This window comes from Xanthomonas sp. F14 (assembly GCF_014199865.1).
Window position 1 is genome coordinate 93,811 of sequence record NZ_JACHOM010000003.1, and the last position, 14,760, is coordinate 108,570.

At 67.1% G+C, this 14,760-nt stretch carries 14 protein-coding genes; 8 read left to right on the forward strand and 6 right to left on the reverse strand.

Features of this window, described 5'->3' with window-relative positions; genetic code table 11:
* Positions 1-92 precede the first annotated feature (92 nt).
* Positions 93-713 (reverse strand): LemA family protein, encoded by a 621-nt coding sequence (locus GGR73_RS11905; protein ID WP_024938291.1) that lies wholly within the window; start codon positions 711-713, stop codon positions 93-95.
* Between the two features lie 263 nt (positions 714-976).
* Positions 977-1,357 carry a diacylglycerol kinase gene (locus GGR73_RS11910; RefSeq protein WP_104608404.1) on the reverse strand — a complete coding sequence of 127 codons (381 nt, stop codon included), beginning with the start codon at positions 1,355-1,357 and terminating at the stop codon, positions 977-979.
* 318 nt (positions 1,358-1,675) lie between these two features.
* On the opposite strand from GGR73_RS11910, the gene GGR73_RS11915 reads away from it, so the two are divergent.
* Positions 1,676-2,377, forward strand: coding sequence for an SGNH/GDSL hydrolase family protein (locus tag GGR73_RS11915; protein WP_104543800.1), 702 nt, complete (start codon positions 1,676-1,678; stop codon positions 2,375-2,377).
* A gap of 235 nt (positions 2,378-2,612) precedes the next feature.
* On the opposite strand, the gene GGR73_RS11920 is transcribed toward GGR73_RS11915, so the two are convergent.
* The 3 genes from GGR73_RS11920 to GGR73_RS11930 form a co-directional block, all read right to left on the reverse strand.
* Positions 2,613-3,884: a sensor histidine kinase gene (locus tag GGR73_RS11920; RefSeq protein ID WP_184457057.1), complete on the reverse strand. Its 1,272-nt coding sequence runs from the start codon at positions 3,882-3,884 to the stop codon at positions 2,613-2,615.
* Positions 3,885-4,028: 144 nt separating this feature from the next.
* Positions 4,029-4,742, reverse strand: coding sequence for a response regulator transcription factor (locus GGR73_RS11925; RefSeq protein WP_002811889.1), 714 nt, complete (start codon positions 4,740-4,742; stop codon positions 4,029-4,031).
* A 104-nt stretch (positions 4,743-4,846) separates the two neighbouring features.
* Positions 4,847-5,515, reverse strand: a complete 669-nt coding sequence (locus GGR73_RS11930) for an arylesterase (protein WP_181106135.1) — start codon at positions 5,513-5,515, stop codon at positions 4,847-4,849.
* Between the two features lie 103 nt (positions 5,516-5,618).
* On the opposite strand from GGR73_RS11930, the gene GGR73_RS11935 reads away from it, so the two are divergent.
* The 7 genes from GGR73_RS11935 to GGR73_RS11965 all read left to right on the forward strand — a co-directional run bounded on the left by GGR73_RS11935 (position 5,619) and on the right by GGR73_RS11965 (position 13,212).
* A complete protein-coding gene (locus GGR73_RS11935; protein WP_345778024.1) occupies positions 5,619-6,224 on the forward strand; it encodes an ABC transporter ATP-binding protein in 606 nt (201 codons plus the stop codon).
* Complete coding sequence (locus GGR73_RS11940; RefSeq protein ID WP_184457059.1) at positions 6,221-8,704, forward strand: ABC transporter permease; 2,484 nt, start codon at positions 6,221-6,223, stop codon at positions 8,702-8,704. Before GGR73_RS11935 ends, GGR73_RS11940 begins: the two co-directional genes overlap by 4 nt.
* Positions 8,705-8,898: 194 nt before the next feature.
* Entirely contained in the window at positions 8,899-9,816 is a 918-nt protein-coding gene (locus tag GGR73_RS11945) for a TauD/TfdA dioxygenase family protein (RefSeq protein WP_184457061.1), read from the forward strand.
* Between the two features lie 85 nt (positions 9,817-9,901).
* On the forward strand, positions 9,902-10,948 hold the full coding sequence (locus GGR73_RS11950; protein ID WP_184457063.1) for an ABC transporter substrate-binding protein: 1,047 nt from the start codon (positions 9,902-9,904) through the stop codon (positions 10,946-10,948).
* Between the two features lie 3 nt (positions 10,949-10,951).
* Positions 10,952-11,791 carry an ABC transporter ATP-binding protein gene (locus GGR73_RS11955; RefSeq protein ID WP_102252746.1) on the forward strand — a complete coding sequence of 280 codons (840 nt, stop codon included), beginning with the start codon at positions 10,952-10,954 and terminating at the stop codon, positions 11,789-11,791.
* The gene (locus GGR73_RS11960; protein ID WP_184457065.1) at positions 11,788-12,672 is read left to right on the forward strand and encodes an ABC transporter permease; all 885 of its coding nucleotides are present in this window, start codon (positions 11,788-11,790) and stop codon (positions 12,670-12,672) included. Before GGR73_RS11955 ends, GGR73_RS11960 begins: the two co-directional genes overlap by 4 nt.
* Before the next feature lie 186 nt (positions 12,673-12,858).
* On the forward strand, positions 12,859-13,212 hold the full coding sequence (locus GGR73_RS11965) for a DMT family protein (RefSeq protein ID WP_024938302.1): 354 nt from the start codon (positions 12,859-12,861) through the stop codon (positions 13,210-13,212).
* Positions 13,213-13,835: 623 nt separating this feature from the next.
* Here GGR73_RS11965 and GGR73_RS11970 read toward each other — a convergent pair.
* Positions 13,836-14,759: a DUF6607 family protein gene (locus GGR73_RS11970; RefSeq protein WP_184457066.1), complete on the reverse strand. Its 924-nt coding sequence runs from the start codon at positions 14,757-14,759 to the stop codon at positions 13,836-13,838.
* Between the last annotated feature and the right edge of the window lies 1 nt (position 14,760).

Below are 14,760 nucleotides of genomic sequence, written 5' to 3' on the forward strand. Positions count from 1 at the left end.
GAACGATGGATAGGTCGACATGGCCCAGCTAACAGTCCCACGCCATGCCATGCACGACACGCAGCAGTTGATGGCGCGCAGTTTGCGATTGCTTACTGCGCAGGCGCGGGCTGCTGCTGCGGCGCCTGCTGATTACCGAAATCCACCTGCGGTGCGCGCGAAATCTGCGCCTCGTTTTCCACGCTGAAATTGGGCTTGGGTTGGTAGCCGAAGATCTTGGCGGTGATCACCTGCGGAAACGAACGGATGTAGGTGTTGTACTCCTGCACCGTCTGGATGTAGCGACCGCGCGCCACGGTGATGCGGTTTTCGGTGCCTTCCAGCTGCACCTGCAGATCGCGGAACGACTGGTCGGATTTCAGCTGCGGATAGTTTTCGCTGACCACCAACAGGCGCGACAGTGCGCTGCCGAGTTCGCCCTGCGCCTGCTGGAACTGCTTGAGCGAGGCTTCGTCGTCGGCATTGACCTGGATCTGCCCGACCCGCGAGCGCGCATTGGTCACCTCGGTCAGCACCTGGCGCTCCTGCTGGGCATAGCCCTGCACGGTGCGCACCAGATTGGGAATCAGGTCGGCGCGACGCTGATATTGATTCAGCACCTCCGACCAACCTGCCTTGACGCCTTCTTCCTTCTGCTGGATCGCGTTGTAGCCGCAACCGGACAGCGAGACGGTCAGGATCAGCAACACCAGGGCGCGAATCAGGACGGGCATGCAGGCGATTCCGTTGAAAGAGAGCCGCAGCATGCCACGCGGCGAGTCAAGCCGGCATGCACGCGTGCGCCTGGCAGGCGATTCGGCCAGGCATGATGACGCCCGGCCATCGGCAGAAGCAGTCGCTGCATGCCGCGTGACAGGTTGATACGTCAGCTGGCGCGATCCGGTGCGTCCCATCGCAACGAAGGTCTCCATGCACCTGCCAATCCAGTCGCCTACAGAAGCCGACTGGCGGCTGCGCGTCGCGCAGCCCACACTCTTCAGAACAAGCGCGGCAGCAGGATCAGTCCCCAGCACAGCAGCACATTGATCAGCAGCAGGAACACCGCCGCCGAGCCCATGTCCTTGGCGCGGCCGGCCAGCACGTGGTGCTCGGGGCCGTAACGTTCGATCACCGCCTCGATGGCCGAGTTCAGCAGTTCGGCGGCCAGCACGATCAGCAACGGCGCGATCAGCGCAATGCGTTCCAGGCCGGACTGGCCAAGCCACAGCCCCAGCGGCAGCAGCACTACCGCCAGGCACACCTCCAGCCGAAACGAGGATTCGTGCAGCCATGCCGCGCGCAGGCCCTGCCATGACCAGACCGCCGCCTTGAGCATGCGGCGCGGACCGCGTGGCACGTGTCCCAGTTGATCGGCCATGCGTCAGTGCTTCCGGCCGCAAGGGCATATCTGGGGACGGCTCGAACGCATGGCGTGGTCACTGCTGGGGAAAGTGCGAATCTTGCACCGTCGTGCAGCGCGCCGCCAGGGCGTGACCAGGTGCCGCAACAGCTGGCGTTGGGCCTGCAAGGCCGTCAGATGCTGCCGCATGGCGCGATCTTTTCCACATTGCCGGTGCAGGCCCGGCGGCAGGCTCTGCGAGCAACCCGTGGCAGGCGCTGAACGCCCGCCGGTTTGCCCTCGGCTTCCAGCCTGTCGCACCATGGTGGTCCGCTTCACTGTCGCAGGTTCTTTCGCATGACCAAACATCCCTTGCGCACGCTGCTGTGCGCGCTTGCCTTGTTGTCCGGCCACGTCCACGCCGCCGCCCCGCACACCGCACCACAGATACCGGCGCAGGTGTCCAACGCCGCCTGGGAAGACGACATGCGGCGCTTTTCCGACAGTGATGCGCAACAACCGCCGCCCAAGCACGGCATCGTCTTCGTCGGCAGTTCGTCGATCCGTTTCTGGGACACGCTGGCCCAGGATTTCCCCGGCATGCCGGTGATCAATCGCGGCTTCGGCGGTTCGGAGGTGCGCGACAGCACCTGGTACGCCGACCGCATCGTGATCCCGTATGCGCCGCGCCAGGTGGTGCTGTATGCCGGCGACAACGATCTCAACAGCGGCCGCACGCCGCAGCAGGTGCGCGATGACGTGCTGGCATTCGTGCAGCGCATCCGCCGTGATCTGCCCACCGCGCGCATCAGCTATCTGTCGATCAAACCCAGCCCGTCGCGTGCACATCTGCTGCCTTCGATCGTCACTGCCAACCGCCTGATCAAGGACGCACTCGCGCCGCTGCCGCACGTGGACTACGTGGACGTCTACACGCCGATGCTCGACACCGACGGCAAACCACGCGCCGAGCTGTTTCGCCAGGACATGCTGCATATGACCGCCGATGGCTACGCCATCTGGCGCAAGGCGGTGGCCCCGGTGTTGGAGCAGAAGTAGCGCCCTGCAGGTCGATCTGGCGAGGCGCTTGCCAGATCGGTCGATCAATTGCGGCAAGCGATCCCGCAGATGCAGCTGGCGTCTGCGGTGGATCGCCACCGCGCGCGGGATCAATGCCGCGCAGTGGAAAACACCATCATTGCAACCGCAAACAGCGCCCCAGGCGCATGCAGCGCGCCTGCCTCGTCAGCAGACGATTCCAGGCGACCCGCATGTCGCTAACGCCACCACGACCTCAGGCCACCACCACTGCAACCGAGGTGCCGACCCCGGACTCGCTATGCAGTTCGATCCGCCAGCCGAAGCGATCGCACAGCCGGCGCACGATCGACAGGCCCAGACCGGTGCCCTGCGGGCGCGTGGGATCGGCGCGGAAGAACGGCTCGAATGCGCGCGCGCGCGCTTCCTCGCTCATGCCGATGCCGGTGTCGCGCACGATGATGCGGTCCTGGGTGACTTCCACTTCGATGCTGCCGGTGTCGGTATAGGCACAGGCGTTGCGCAGCAGGTTGCTGAGCACCACCCGCATCACCCGCGGCGGGGCGAACATCTGCAGGCTGCGGTCGCCAACCATCGTCAGGGACACCGGCTTGTCGCCCAGCAGTTCGCGGGCGCTGTCGACTTCCTCGCTGGCCAGTTCGGCGGCATCGAAGGTTTCGCTTTGCGGGTCGATCTCGGCCTCGCGCGCCAGGATCAGGAAGGCGTCGATCACCGCTTCCATGTCGCGGCCGGCACGCTGGATCCGGCGCAGGCTGCGCTGGGTGCGCTGCGACAGTTCGTCGTCGGCCAGCACCATGTCGCTGGCCACCCGGATCACCGTCAACGGTGTGCGCAGCTCATGGCTGGCATCGCGGGTGAAATTGCGCTCCCGTGCGACATGATCGCTGACCCTCTGCCCCAGCGCATGCAGCGCGGCGGCCAATTGCCGCGTCTCACCCTGCAGATCGGCAGGCAACCGCTCCGGCGCCAGTTCGTCGACATCGGGATTGCGCGGATCCCACTGCGACACGCGCCGCGCCAGCCAGCTGACCGGCGAGACCAGCCGCTTGGAAATCCGGTAGGTCACCCAGAACACGCCATAGATCGCCAGCAGCACCAGCATCGCCGGCACCACCCCGAACCAGAGTGTCAGGTGCGCCGCGCGCGAGCGTGGGAACACCAGGTACAAGCGCCCTTCCGGACGTTGATCGACATACACCAGGGCGTCGGCGGCGGCCACTTCGCTGAAGCCCGGCGACAACTGCCGCAACGCCGCGGGCGCAGGATCGCGGCCCTGGCCGGCGGGCGAAAAATAGCCCTGGATGTTGCGTGTATTCGGCGGCGGATTGCTCGGCGCATTCTTGTGCAGGCGCCAGAAATGCACTGCCTCGTCGGCAAGCACGGTGCGCACCAGGCTGTACTTGATCACGAAGGACAGCAGATAGCCGCCCAGCACGATCGCCAGGCTCGCCAGGGCGACCTGCAGCAGGAAGGCGAGACGTATTTTTCGTGGAAGCCCGTGCGGCATTGCTGCATCCAGGGGAGAGCGCCGGATTATAGGCAACGCTTCCGTAAGCCCGTCGTGCAGCCAGACGGCAGCACGCGGAAGCGACAGGCGCGTGGGCGCCTAAAGGAGGTGACCGGCCGCCAGAACGGCGGCCGGCCGGTGACATCAGGCCATCGGCTGGGCGATGTCGGCGATGCGGTAGCCGGCGCTCTGCACGGTGTGCAGCAACGGACGGTCGAACGGCTTGTCGATGATCTTGCGCAGGTTGTACAGATGGCTGCGCAGGGTGTCCGAATCCGGCAACCCGTTGCCCCAGATCTCGCGCTCAATTTCCTGGCGGGTGACCACCCGCGGCGACTCGCGCATCAGGATGGTGAGAAGGCGCAGGCCGATCGGCGAGAGCTGCAGCTCGGTGCCGGCGCGGGTGGCGCGCATGCTGACCGGATCGAGCACCAGGTCGGCGACCTTGAGCACTTCCGAACCGACCTGGCGGCGCTCGCGGCGGATCAGGGCACGCAGGCGCGCTTCCAGTTCCTGGATCGCAAACGGCTTGGTCAGGTAGTCGTCGGCACCGAAACCCAGACCGGTGAGCTTGTCGTCCAGCGTGTCGCGGGCGGTCAGCATCAGTACCGGGGTGGACTTGCGTGCGTCGTTACGCAGGCGGCGACACACTTCGATGCCGTCCAGACGTGGCAGCATGAGATCCAGCACGACCACGTCGTAGCTGTTCTCGGCGGCCAGACGGTAGCCGTCGAGTCCGTCCTGCGCATAGTCGACCTCGAAGCCACGGCCTTCCAGGTACTCGCCGATCATTTCAGAGATATTGCGGTTGTCTTCGACGACCAGCACGAGGCCGGACGTTTCCTTGGTCTGACGCATGGACTTTCCTCGGTCTTCAGCTTTGTGAAACATGCCGGATCGGCAGTGGAAAGGGCGTGAAGACCAACTAACGTTCTGTGACGGTGCGCGGTGGCCGCCGGTTGTCAGCGCCCGAGCAACGGACGCAGCGCCGGCCACACCGTTTCCAGCACCCTGGGCTGGGCAGCGGCAGTGGGATGCAGGCCGTCTGCCTGCATCAGGCCTGGCTGCAGCGCGACCTTTTCCAGGAAAAACGGCACCAAGGCGGTCTTGTACTGCCTGGACAGGTCGGCGTAGCTCGCCTTCAGGCGCTCGCGGTAGGCGGGGCCGTAGTTGGGCGGCACATCGATGCCCAACAACAGCACCTTCGCCCCGGCCTGCTGGCTGAGCTGGATCATCTTTTCCAGGTTGCCCTTGAGCTGGGCCGGGGTCAGGCCGCGTAGCGCATCGTTGCCGCCGAGTTCGATCACCACCACGCCGGGGCGGTGCTTCTGCAGCAGGCCGGGCAGCCGCGTCAGCGCACCGGAGGTGGTTTCGCCGCTGATGCTGGCATTGACGACCGCCGGTGGCGTCGCCATGTCACGCTTGAGGCGTTGGTCCAGCAAGGTGACCCAGCCGGACTGCACCGGGATGTTGTGCGCAGCGCTCAGGCTGTCGCCGACCACCAGGATCGGTGCGGTCGCCACCGGACTTTTGGCAGAGGCAATTCCCGGCGCAAGCAGGGACAGTGTCAGCAGCCACAGGACCAGCGCGCCATATCGCAGTGTTCTTTCACGCATTCGGAGATTCCTCATCGACAGTCTGGCCCCCCGCTCCAGCACCCGCACCGCCATCGACGTCCGCGAGGTCGGCAAGTCCGTCAGCGGACCGGAGGGAACACTCCACATCCTCGACAACATCAGCGTGACGGTCAGTGAAGGCGACAGTATCGCCATCGTCGGCGCGTCCGGCTCGGGCAAGACCACCCTGCTCGGCCTGCTGGCCGGGCTGGACCTGCCCAGCCGCGGCAGCATCGCGCTCTCCGGCCAGCAGCTGGGCCAGTTGGACGAAGAGGCGCGTGCCGCCCTGCGCGCGCGCGAGGTGGGCTTCGTGTTCCAGAGCTTCCATCTGCTGCCGGCACTCACCGCCGAAGAAAACATCGCACTGCCGCTGGAACTGGCCGGGCGCGAGGACCCGGCGCGGGTGCGCGAGGTGCTGGAGGCGGTGGGCCTGAGCGCGCGCGCGCGCCACTACCCGCGCCAGCTGTCCGGCGGCGAGCAGCAACGTGTGGCGCTGGCACGCGCCTTCGTGGCCAAACCGCGCATCCTGTTTGCCGACGAGCCCACCGGCAGCCTGGACCAGGCCACCGGCGCGCAGATCAGCGACCTGCTGTTTGCGCTCAATGCCACCAGCGATACCACCCTGGTGCTGGTGACCCACGACATGACGCTGGCGCAGCGCTGCAACCACATCTACCGCATCGACAGCGGCCGCCTGCACGCCCAGCCCGGTTCGGCCGCATGAACGTGCTGCGCCAAGCCGCGCGCGCGGTGCGCCGCGAATTCCTGGCCGGCGACCTGCTGACCGTGTTTGCCGCGCTGGTACTGGGCGTGGCAGTGATGACGGCCGTCGGCACGCTGGTCGATCGGGTGACCCTGGCGCTGACCTCCAGCGCGGCCGAGGTGCTCGGTGGCGATCTGGGCGTGACCGGCCGCCAGGAGATTCCGGCCGACTTCGCCGCGGAAGCGCAGCGGCGTGGCTTGCAGAGCACGCGCATGGTCAGCTTCCCCAGCGTGCTGTTCCATGGCGACGCCAGCCAGATGGCCAATATCCGCGGGGTCGGCGCGGGCTACCCGCTGCGTGGGCAATTGCTGGTGTCCGCGGACAGTGCCGGCATGCAGGGCAAGCCTGCGGGCGCACCGCCGCCGGGCCAGGCCTATGCCGATCCCCGCCTGCTGGAGGCCCTGGGCCTGCGCGTGGGCGAACAGCTGGAATTCGGCGCCGGCCATCTCACCATCACCGGCGTGCTGCGTGCCGAACCGGATGCCTCCGGCGAGCTGATGCAGCTGTCGCCGCCGCTGCTGGTCAATCGCGCCGATATCGCTGGTGCCGGCCTGCTCGGCCCGGGCAGTCGCGCTTCGTATCGGCTGATGTTCTCCGGCGCGCCGGAGGCCATCGCCGACTTGCGTGCCTGGCTGAAACCGCGCGCCAGCGAATACCGCCTGGTCGGCATCGAGGACACCCAGCGCGGCATGCGCGCGGCGTTCGATCGCGCGGGGCGCTTTCTGGCCCTGTCGGCGTTGCTGGCGGTGCTGTTGTCAGGTGTGGCGACTGCCTTGGCAGCCAACCGCTTTGCGATGCGGCGTATCGACACCGTGGCGGTGTTGCGCTGCCTGGGCGCACGTCAGCGCGACATCCTGGCGATGCTGTCGCTGCAATTGCTGTTGACCGCGATCCCTGCCTGCCTGGTCGGTATCGGCTTAGGCATGCTCGCGCAGGAAGGCCTGGTGCAGGCGCTGGGCAGCCTGATCCCGAACCGGCTGCCGCTGCCGCAGGCCACCCCTGCCCTGGCGGGCGCAGGCATCGGCCTGGTGCTGTTGCTGGGCTTCGGCCTGCCGCCGCTGCTGCGGCTGCGCAACGTGCCGCCAATGCGCGTGCTCAACCGCAGCTTTGCCGCGGTGCCGCCGAGTTCCTTGCTGGTCTACGCCGCGGCATTGGCGGCCACGTTGGCGCTGACCGTGTACGCGACCGGCAACCTGGTGCTGGCCGGCTGGGTGCTGGGTGGCCTGGCCGCATTGGCGCTGGTGGCGATGGCGCTGGGACTGGGTCTGCTGGCCCTGCTGCGGCCGATCCAGCACCGCCTGCGCGGCGCCTGGAAGCTGGGCCTGGCCTCGCTGACGCGGCGCCGCGGGCTGAGCGTGGTGCAGCTGGTCGGGCTGTCGCTGTCGTTGTGCGCGCTGCTATTGCTGGCGGTGGTCGGCCCCGGCCTGCTCGGGCAATGGCGCGATCGGCTGCCGGCGGACACGCCCAACTATTTCCTGATGAATATCCAGCCCGAGCAGACCGAACCGGTGCTGCAGACGCTGCGCGGCCTGGGTGTGCAGGATGCGGCCGTGGAGCCGTTTTCGACCGGGCGCCTGGTGGCGATCAACGACAAGCCGCCACTGCGCGGCGACCGCGATCCGGCCGACGATGGCGACGGCGACAACCGGCCGGTCAATTTCTCCTGGCGGCATGCATTTCCGCCGGCAAACACCTTGCTGGAAGGCAAGTTCTGGGCGGCCGACAGCACCGCGCCGGAGGCCTCGGTGGAAGAAGGCTGGGCGCAGCGGTATCAGCTCAAACTGGGCGACCGCATCACCCTGCTGCTGGGCGAGCAGCAGCGCAGCTTCACCGTCACCAGCATCCGCAAGGCCGACTGGGACTCGTTCCGGGTCAATTTCTTCCTACTGCTCAACCAGGGCTCGGTCGGCGATGCGCCGTACAACCTGATTTCCAGCTTCCACCTGCCGCCCGGCAATGCACCCAAGCTGGCGGCGCTGAGCCGCGACTACCCCAACATTTCGGTGCTGGACATCGATGCGATCCTCGGCCGCGTACGCGAGGTGATCGACCAGGTGGCGCAGGCGGTGCAACTGGTGATGGGTTTCAGCCTGCTGGCCGGCGTGCTGGTGCTGCTGGCGGCCTTGCAGGCCACCGCCGGCGAGCGTCGCTATGACAGCGCGGTGCTGCGCACGCTGGGCGCGCGGCGCGGCCAGTTGCGTGGTGCGGTGCTGGTGGAGTTCGGCGCGCTCGGTCTGCTGGCGGCGACGCTGGCGGTGACCGCCGCCGCGGTGATCGGTGCGGTGGTCGGGCAAAAGGCGTTCGAGATCGCATTGACGCCGGACTGGCCGCGCCTGCTGCTCGGCGGCGCGTTTGGCCTTGCGCTGAGCCTGCTGGCCGGCTGGTCGGGCACGCGACGCATCCTGTCCACGCCACCGGCGTTGGCACTGCGGACCGATTAAGGCCGGGTCGGTTGAACCCGCGGACGGGCGGCGCGCAGGCGTCGCCCGTCCGCGTTCCGTCACACCGCTGCATATACCGGCAGCGCATAAGCACCTTGCCAATCGTACGTTCGCAGCGGCGACCGGACTGCCTACAGTGGTGTGTCCGGCCGCCGGCCCAGGCGGCCATCCGTTGCCGTCGAGGTGCCACCGTCATGGCCAGCGTCACTTCCGCTGCGCGTGCGCAGCCGCCGCGCGATGCGGTTTCCACAGAGCATTCTTCCAGTGTCCGGATCGTACCGTTCGATGCCCCGCTGGGCGCCGAAGTGATCGGCCTGGATCTGTCACAGCCACCGGATGCAGACACCTTTGCGCGCATCCATCAGGCGCATCTGGACTACCACGTGCTGGTGTTCCGCGAGCAACGCATCACACCGGCGCAGCAGGTCGCTTTCAGCCGTCGCTTCGGCCCGTTGCAGATCCATGTGCTGCGCAACTTCCAGTTGCAAGGACATCCGGAAGTGCTGGTGGTATCCAACATCAAGGAGAACGGCGAGCCGATCGGTCTGGGCGATGCCGGCCACTACTGGCACTCGGACCTGTCGTACAAGGACACCCCCAGCCTGGGATCGTTGTTGCATGCGCAGGAACTGCCCAGCGAAGGCGGCGACACCTTGTTCGCCAACCAGCACCTGGCCTGGCAGACCCTGCCCGACGCGCTCAAGCACGCGGTGCAGGACCTGCGTGCCGAGCACAGCTATCTGGCCAAGTACGAAGAACTGCGTGCGCGCAATCCGTGGCGCCCGGCGCTGACGCCGGAGCAGATTGCCGAAGTGAAGCCGGTGCAGCATCCGATCGTGCGCACCCATCCGGAAACCGGCCAGAAAGCGCTGTTTGTCAGCGAGCATTTCACCACCCGCATCGTCGGCTTGCCCGACGACGAAAGTGCTGCGCTGCTGCAGGCCCTGTTTGAACACAGCACCGGCGATGCGCTGGTGTATCGGCATCGCTGGCAGCCGCACGACATGGTGTTCTGGGACAACCGCTCGGTCACGCATCTGGCCGCCGGCACGCCCGATCATCTGCGTCGCCGGCTCAACCGCACCACCATCGAAGGCGATGCGCCGTTCTAGCCAAGGTGCTGCCTCGCGCGCGTTTCGCAACACGTAATGCGCTGGGAAACGCGCCTTCTTCCTCCCCCCTCGACTGGAGCGCCGCATGCGTTTGACCGTCAACTCTCACGCACGTCCTCAGCGCCGACGTTTTTCCCGACGTGTCGCGCTGCTGCTCCTGGCCGCATTGCCGTTGCTGCACAGCGCGCATGCGCAGGCCGAAGGAAAGCTGCGCATCGCCAAACAGTTCGGCATCGTCTATCTGTTGCTGGACGTGGCGCAGGATCAGAAGCTGATCGAGCAGCAGGGCAAGGCCGCCGGCGTGGACATCGACGTGCAGTTCCTGCAGCTGTCCGGTGGCGCGGCCGTCAACGATGCCCTACTGACCGGTTCGATCGATATCGCCGGTGCCGGCGTCGGGCCGTTGTTCACCATCTGGGACCGCACGCATGGCCGCCAGAACGTGCGCGGCGTGGCGTCGCTGGGCAACTTCCCGTACTACCTGATCAGCAACAATCCGCGCATCAGGAGCATCGGCGATTTCACCCCGCAGGACCGCATCGCGGTGCCGGCCACCGGCGTGTCGGTGCAGTCGCGTTTCCTGCAGCATGCCTCCCAGCAACGCTGGGGCGACAAGGGCACCCACCAGCTGGATCCGCTGCAGGTCGCCTTGCCGCACCCGGACGCGGCCGCCGCAATCATCCGTGGCCGCACCGAGATCACCGCGCATTTCGCCAGCCCGCCATTCCAGGAGCAGGAGCTGGCGCGCAACCCGGCCGCGCACATCGTGACCAGTTCCTACGAGATCGAAGGTGGCCCCTCCTCGGCCACCGTGCTGTATGCCACCGAGAAATTCCGCCGCGACAATCCCAAGACCTATCGCGCCTTCGTCGCGGCACTGGATCAGGCCGCGCGCTTCGTCACCGCGCATCCGGAGCAGGCGGCGGATATCTTCCTGCGTCGCAATGGCTCGAGCATCGATCGCGCGCTGGTGCTGCAGATCCTCAAGGACCCGAAAGTGCAGTTCACCGTGGTGCCGCAGAACACGCTGGGGCTGGGCAAGTTCATGCGGCACAGCGGCGCGATCAAGCAGACCCCGAGCAAGCTGGGCGACTACTTCTTCGACGATCCGCTGATTGCGGGCGGGAGCTGAGCGATGAGTCCGTCCACACCATTGCTGCAGGTCGATCACGTCAGCCTGGAATACGCCTCGGCGCAACGCGTGGTGCGCGCCACCCATCGCGTGCGCTTCGATGTGCATGAAGCCGATCGCTTCGTGCTGCTGGGGCCTTCGGGTTGCGGCAAATCCACCCTGCTCAAGGCGGTGGCCGGCTTCGTCACCCCGCGCGAGGGGCAGATCCGTCTGGATGGCAAGGCGGTCACCGGGCCGGGGCCGGACCGGGTCGTCGTCTTCCAGGAATTCGACCAGCTGGCGCCCTGGAAGACCGTACGCGAGAACGTGGTGTTCGGCCTGCGCGCAGCCCGCAGGCTGTCGCGCGCCGAGGCGCGCGAACGTGCCGACGACAGCCTGGCGCAGGTCGGGCTGAGCGCGTTTGCCCAGGCCTACCCGCACACCTTGTCCGGCGGCATGAAGCAACGCGTGGCGATTGCACGCGCGCTGGCGATGCGGCCGCGCGTGTTGCTGATGGACGAGCCGTTCGCCGCACTCGATGCGCTGACGCGTTCGCGCATGCAGGAGCAGGTGCTGGAGCTGTGGGAGCAATCGCGCTTCACCTTGTTGTTCGTCACCCATTCGATCGAGGAGGCGTTGGTGGTCGGCAATCGCGTGCTGCTGTTGTCGCCGCATCCGGGCCAGGTGCGCGCCGAGCTCAACGCGCATGCGTTCGGCCCGCACAGCGCCGGTAGCGTGGCATTCCAGCAGACTGCGCAGCGCATTCATCGGCTGCTGTTCGACCTGCCCGACGACGCCCTGGAAGACGCCAAGGTGGCGCCGCTGCGTCGCCCGGCCGAGCGCCAACGCGAGGCGCTGCCATGAGCCGCAGCAACGCCACCGCGCTGCCGCCACTGCCACCGGTGCGGGCCGAGTACGAAGTCGCCCTGCAGCCGCTGGACCCGGCATTGGTTGCAGCCGCCGCGCCGACGCGCTGGCAGGCACCGCCGTGGCTACGCAAGGCGCTGGTGCTGGTGATGCTGGTGGCGGTGTGGGAGATCGCCGCACGCGTGGTCGGCGACGATCTGATGCTGCCCAGCGCGCTGCAGACCGCACGCGCGTTCTACGACGGACTGCTGTCCGGCGAGCTGCTGCGCCGCGTGGGCGCTTCGCTGCGCGTACTGGCGCAGGGCTATGCGCTCGGCGTGGTGCTGGCCTTCGTGCTGACCGCGCTGGCCGCTTCCACGCGCTGGGGCCGCGACGTGCTCGGCACGTTGACCGCCATGTTCAATCCGCTGCCGGCGATCGCGCTGCTGCCGCTGGCCTTGCTGTGGTTCGGCCTGGGCACCGGCAGCCTGGTGTTTGTGCTGGTGCATTCGGTGCTGTGGCCGCTGGCGCTGACCACCTACGCCGGTTTCCAGGCCGTGCCGGAAACGCTGCGCATGGCCGGGCGCAATTACGGGTTGCGTGGGCCGCGCTACGTGGCGCAGCTGCTGATTCCCGCCGCGCTGCCGGCGATCCTGTCCGGGCTGAAGATCGGCTGGGCCTTCGCCTGGCGCACGCTGATCGCCGCCGAGCTGGTGTTCGGCGCCACCTCCGGCCAGGGCGGCCTGGGCTGGTACATCTTCCAGAACCGCAACGAGCTGTATACCGACCGCGTGTTCGCCGGCCTGGCGATGGTAATCGTGCTGGGCCTGTTGGTGGAGGGCGTGGTGTTCCAGGCGATCGAGCGGCTGACCGTGCGCCGCTGGGGCATGCAGCGCTAGCGGGATGACCGCAGGCGCTGCGAGCGCAGCGATGCGTGGCCAGGCGTTTTGCCTGGCCACGCTGCAGATGAACGTGTTGCGCCGGCCACCAACGCCCTGAGCCCGCGTGCCGGGCTCATCGGCACGGTCGCGTGCGCTTAACGGGGCTGGCTTATGCTGCCGGCCCCTTACCTGCCGTCTGCCGTCATGCCTACCGCCCCCTTCACTGCCTATCTGTATCCGGTGCTGTTGCTGATCGCCAGCAACGTGTTCATGACCTTTGCCTGGTACGGGCATCTGAAGTACAAGAGCACGCCGCTGATGATCGCGATCCTGGTCAGCTGGGGCATCGCGTTCTTCGAATACTGCCTGCAGGTACCGGGCAACCGCCTGGGCAGCGCGGTGTACTCGGCGCCGCAGCTCAAGGGCATGCAGGAAGTGATCACGCTGCTGGTGTTCGCCGGCTTCTCGACCTTCTACCTGGGCCAGTCGTTGAAGTGGAATCACTGGGCCGCATTCGGCTTGATCCTGGTCGCGGCATTCCTGATGTTCAAGGAATAACGACCAAGCGCCGTCTCGCCGGTAGGAGCGCACCCGGGCGCGACCTCGCGTGAGCGTCCCGCGGCGCGATGGGCCTTTTCGGGAATGCCACGTCGCGCCCGGGTGCGCTCCTACGGCATGCGGGTGGCTAATTCGCCGGTTCGACCCACTGCGCGAACACCGCGTCCTGCTTGGTTTTCGGACGCAGGCCGGGGCGGCGTATCGAGCAACCTGGCCCAGCGCGTGCGCACCTTGGCCCCATCGCTCTGGGCGCCCGTCCAGCCGTCTCGCTCGTAGGAGCGCACCCGGGCGCGACCTCGCAAGAGCGTCCTGCGGCGCGATGGGCTTTTTTAGGAATGCCACGTCGCGCCCGGGTGCGCTCCTACGGCATGCGGGTGGCTAATTCGCCGGTTTGATCCACTGCGCGAACACCGCGTCCTGCTTGGTTTTCGGATGCAGGCCGGGGGCGTATCGAGCAGCCTGGCCCAGCGCGTGCGCACCTTGGCCCCATCGCTCTGGGCGCCCCGCCGTCTCGCTCGTAGGAGCGCACCCGGGCGCGACCTCGCAAGAGCGTCCTGCGGCGCGATGGGCCTTTTCGGGAATGCCACGTCGCGCCCGGGTGCGCTCCTACGGCATGCGGGTGCCTAGTTCGCCGGTTCGACCCACTGCGCGAACACCGCGTCCAACTGCGCGTCCTTGATCCGCTTGCCGTTCTGCACCGCCTCGGCCTGCTGGAACATCGGCATGATCATCGCCATGCCGTCCGGCTTGGTTTTCAGATGCAGGCCGGGGGGCGTATCGAGGAACCTTGCCCAGCGCGTGCGCACCTTGGCCCAGTAGCCTTGGGTGCCCTTCCAGTACGCATAGGCCGGGGCGAAGTCGACCTCGGTGGTCTTGCGGTAATCGTTGAAGCCGAACTCGCGCGCGATCGCTTCCTGGCTGCCGTCGGGCTTGCGCAGTACCTTGGTGTTGAACTGTTCGTGGGTCCAGCCGTTGGGCGTGAGCGTGTGGCGATTGATCACCGCGAGCGCGTTGTAGTCGCTGCGCTTGGTGTACTCGCGGCGCGGCAACGGGCGCCAGCTCAGGTCGCTGGTCCAGGTGGGATGGCCGTCGGCATAGTCCCAGCGACCGGTGCCGCAATAGCGTGGCGCGTCGCTGACCTCGTAGACGCACTGGGTCCAGGCGCCGGCGGTGACTGCCGGGGGCAGCGCATGCACCGTCCAGGTCTGATCGGCGCTGAATTCGAAACGCTGCGGCGCCTCGTAGATCCAGTCCTGCCGCCAATGCTTGGTCACATGCCTGCTCTTCTCGTCGACCAGCAGATGCTGCAACACCAGCTTGCGCGGTGAATCCTCCACCACGATCACCACTTCGCTGGCGCCGCTGCGCATGGCCGATGCACGCTCGTAACCGGGCTTGAGCAACACCGTCTCGTCGAAGGCAAAGTCCACTGCGTATTCGCCCTGCATCGCCAGGATGCTCTGCCGATCGCGCTGGGCGTCGGCGGCGGCAATCAACGGCAACAGGCTCAGCGTCAGTGCGATACAACGGGAAAACGTTCGGCTCATC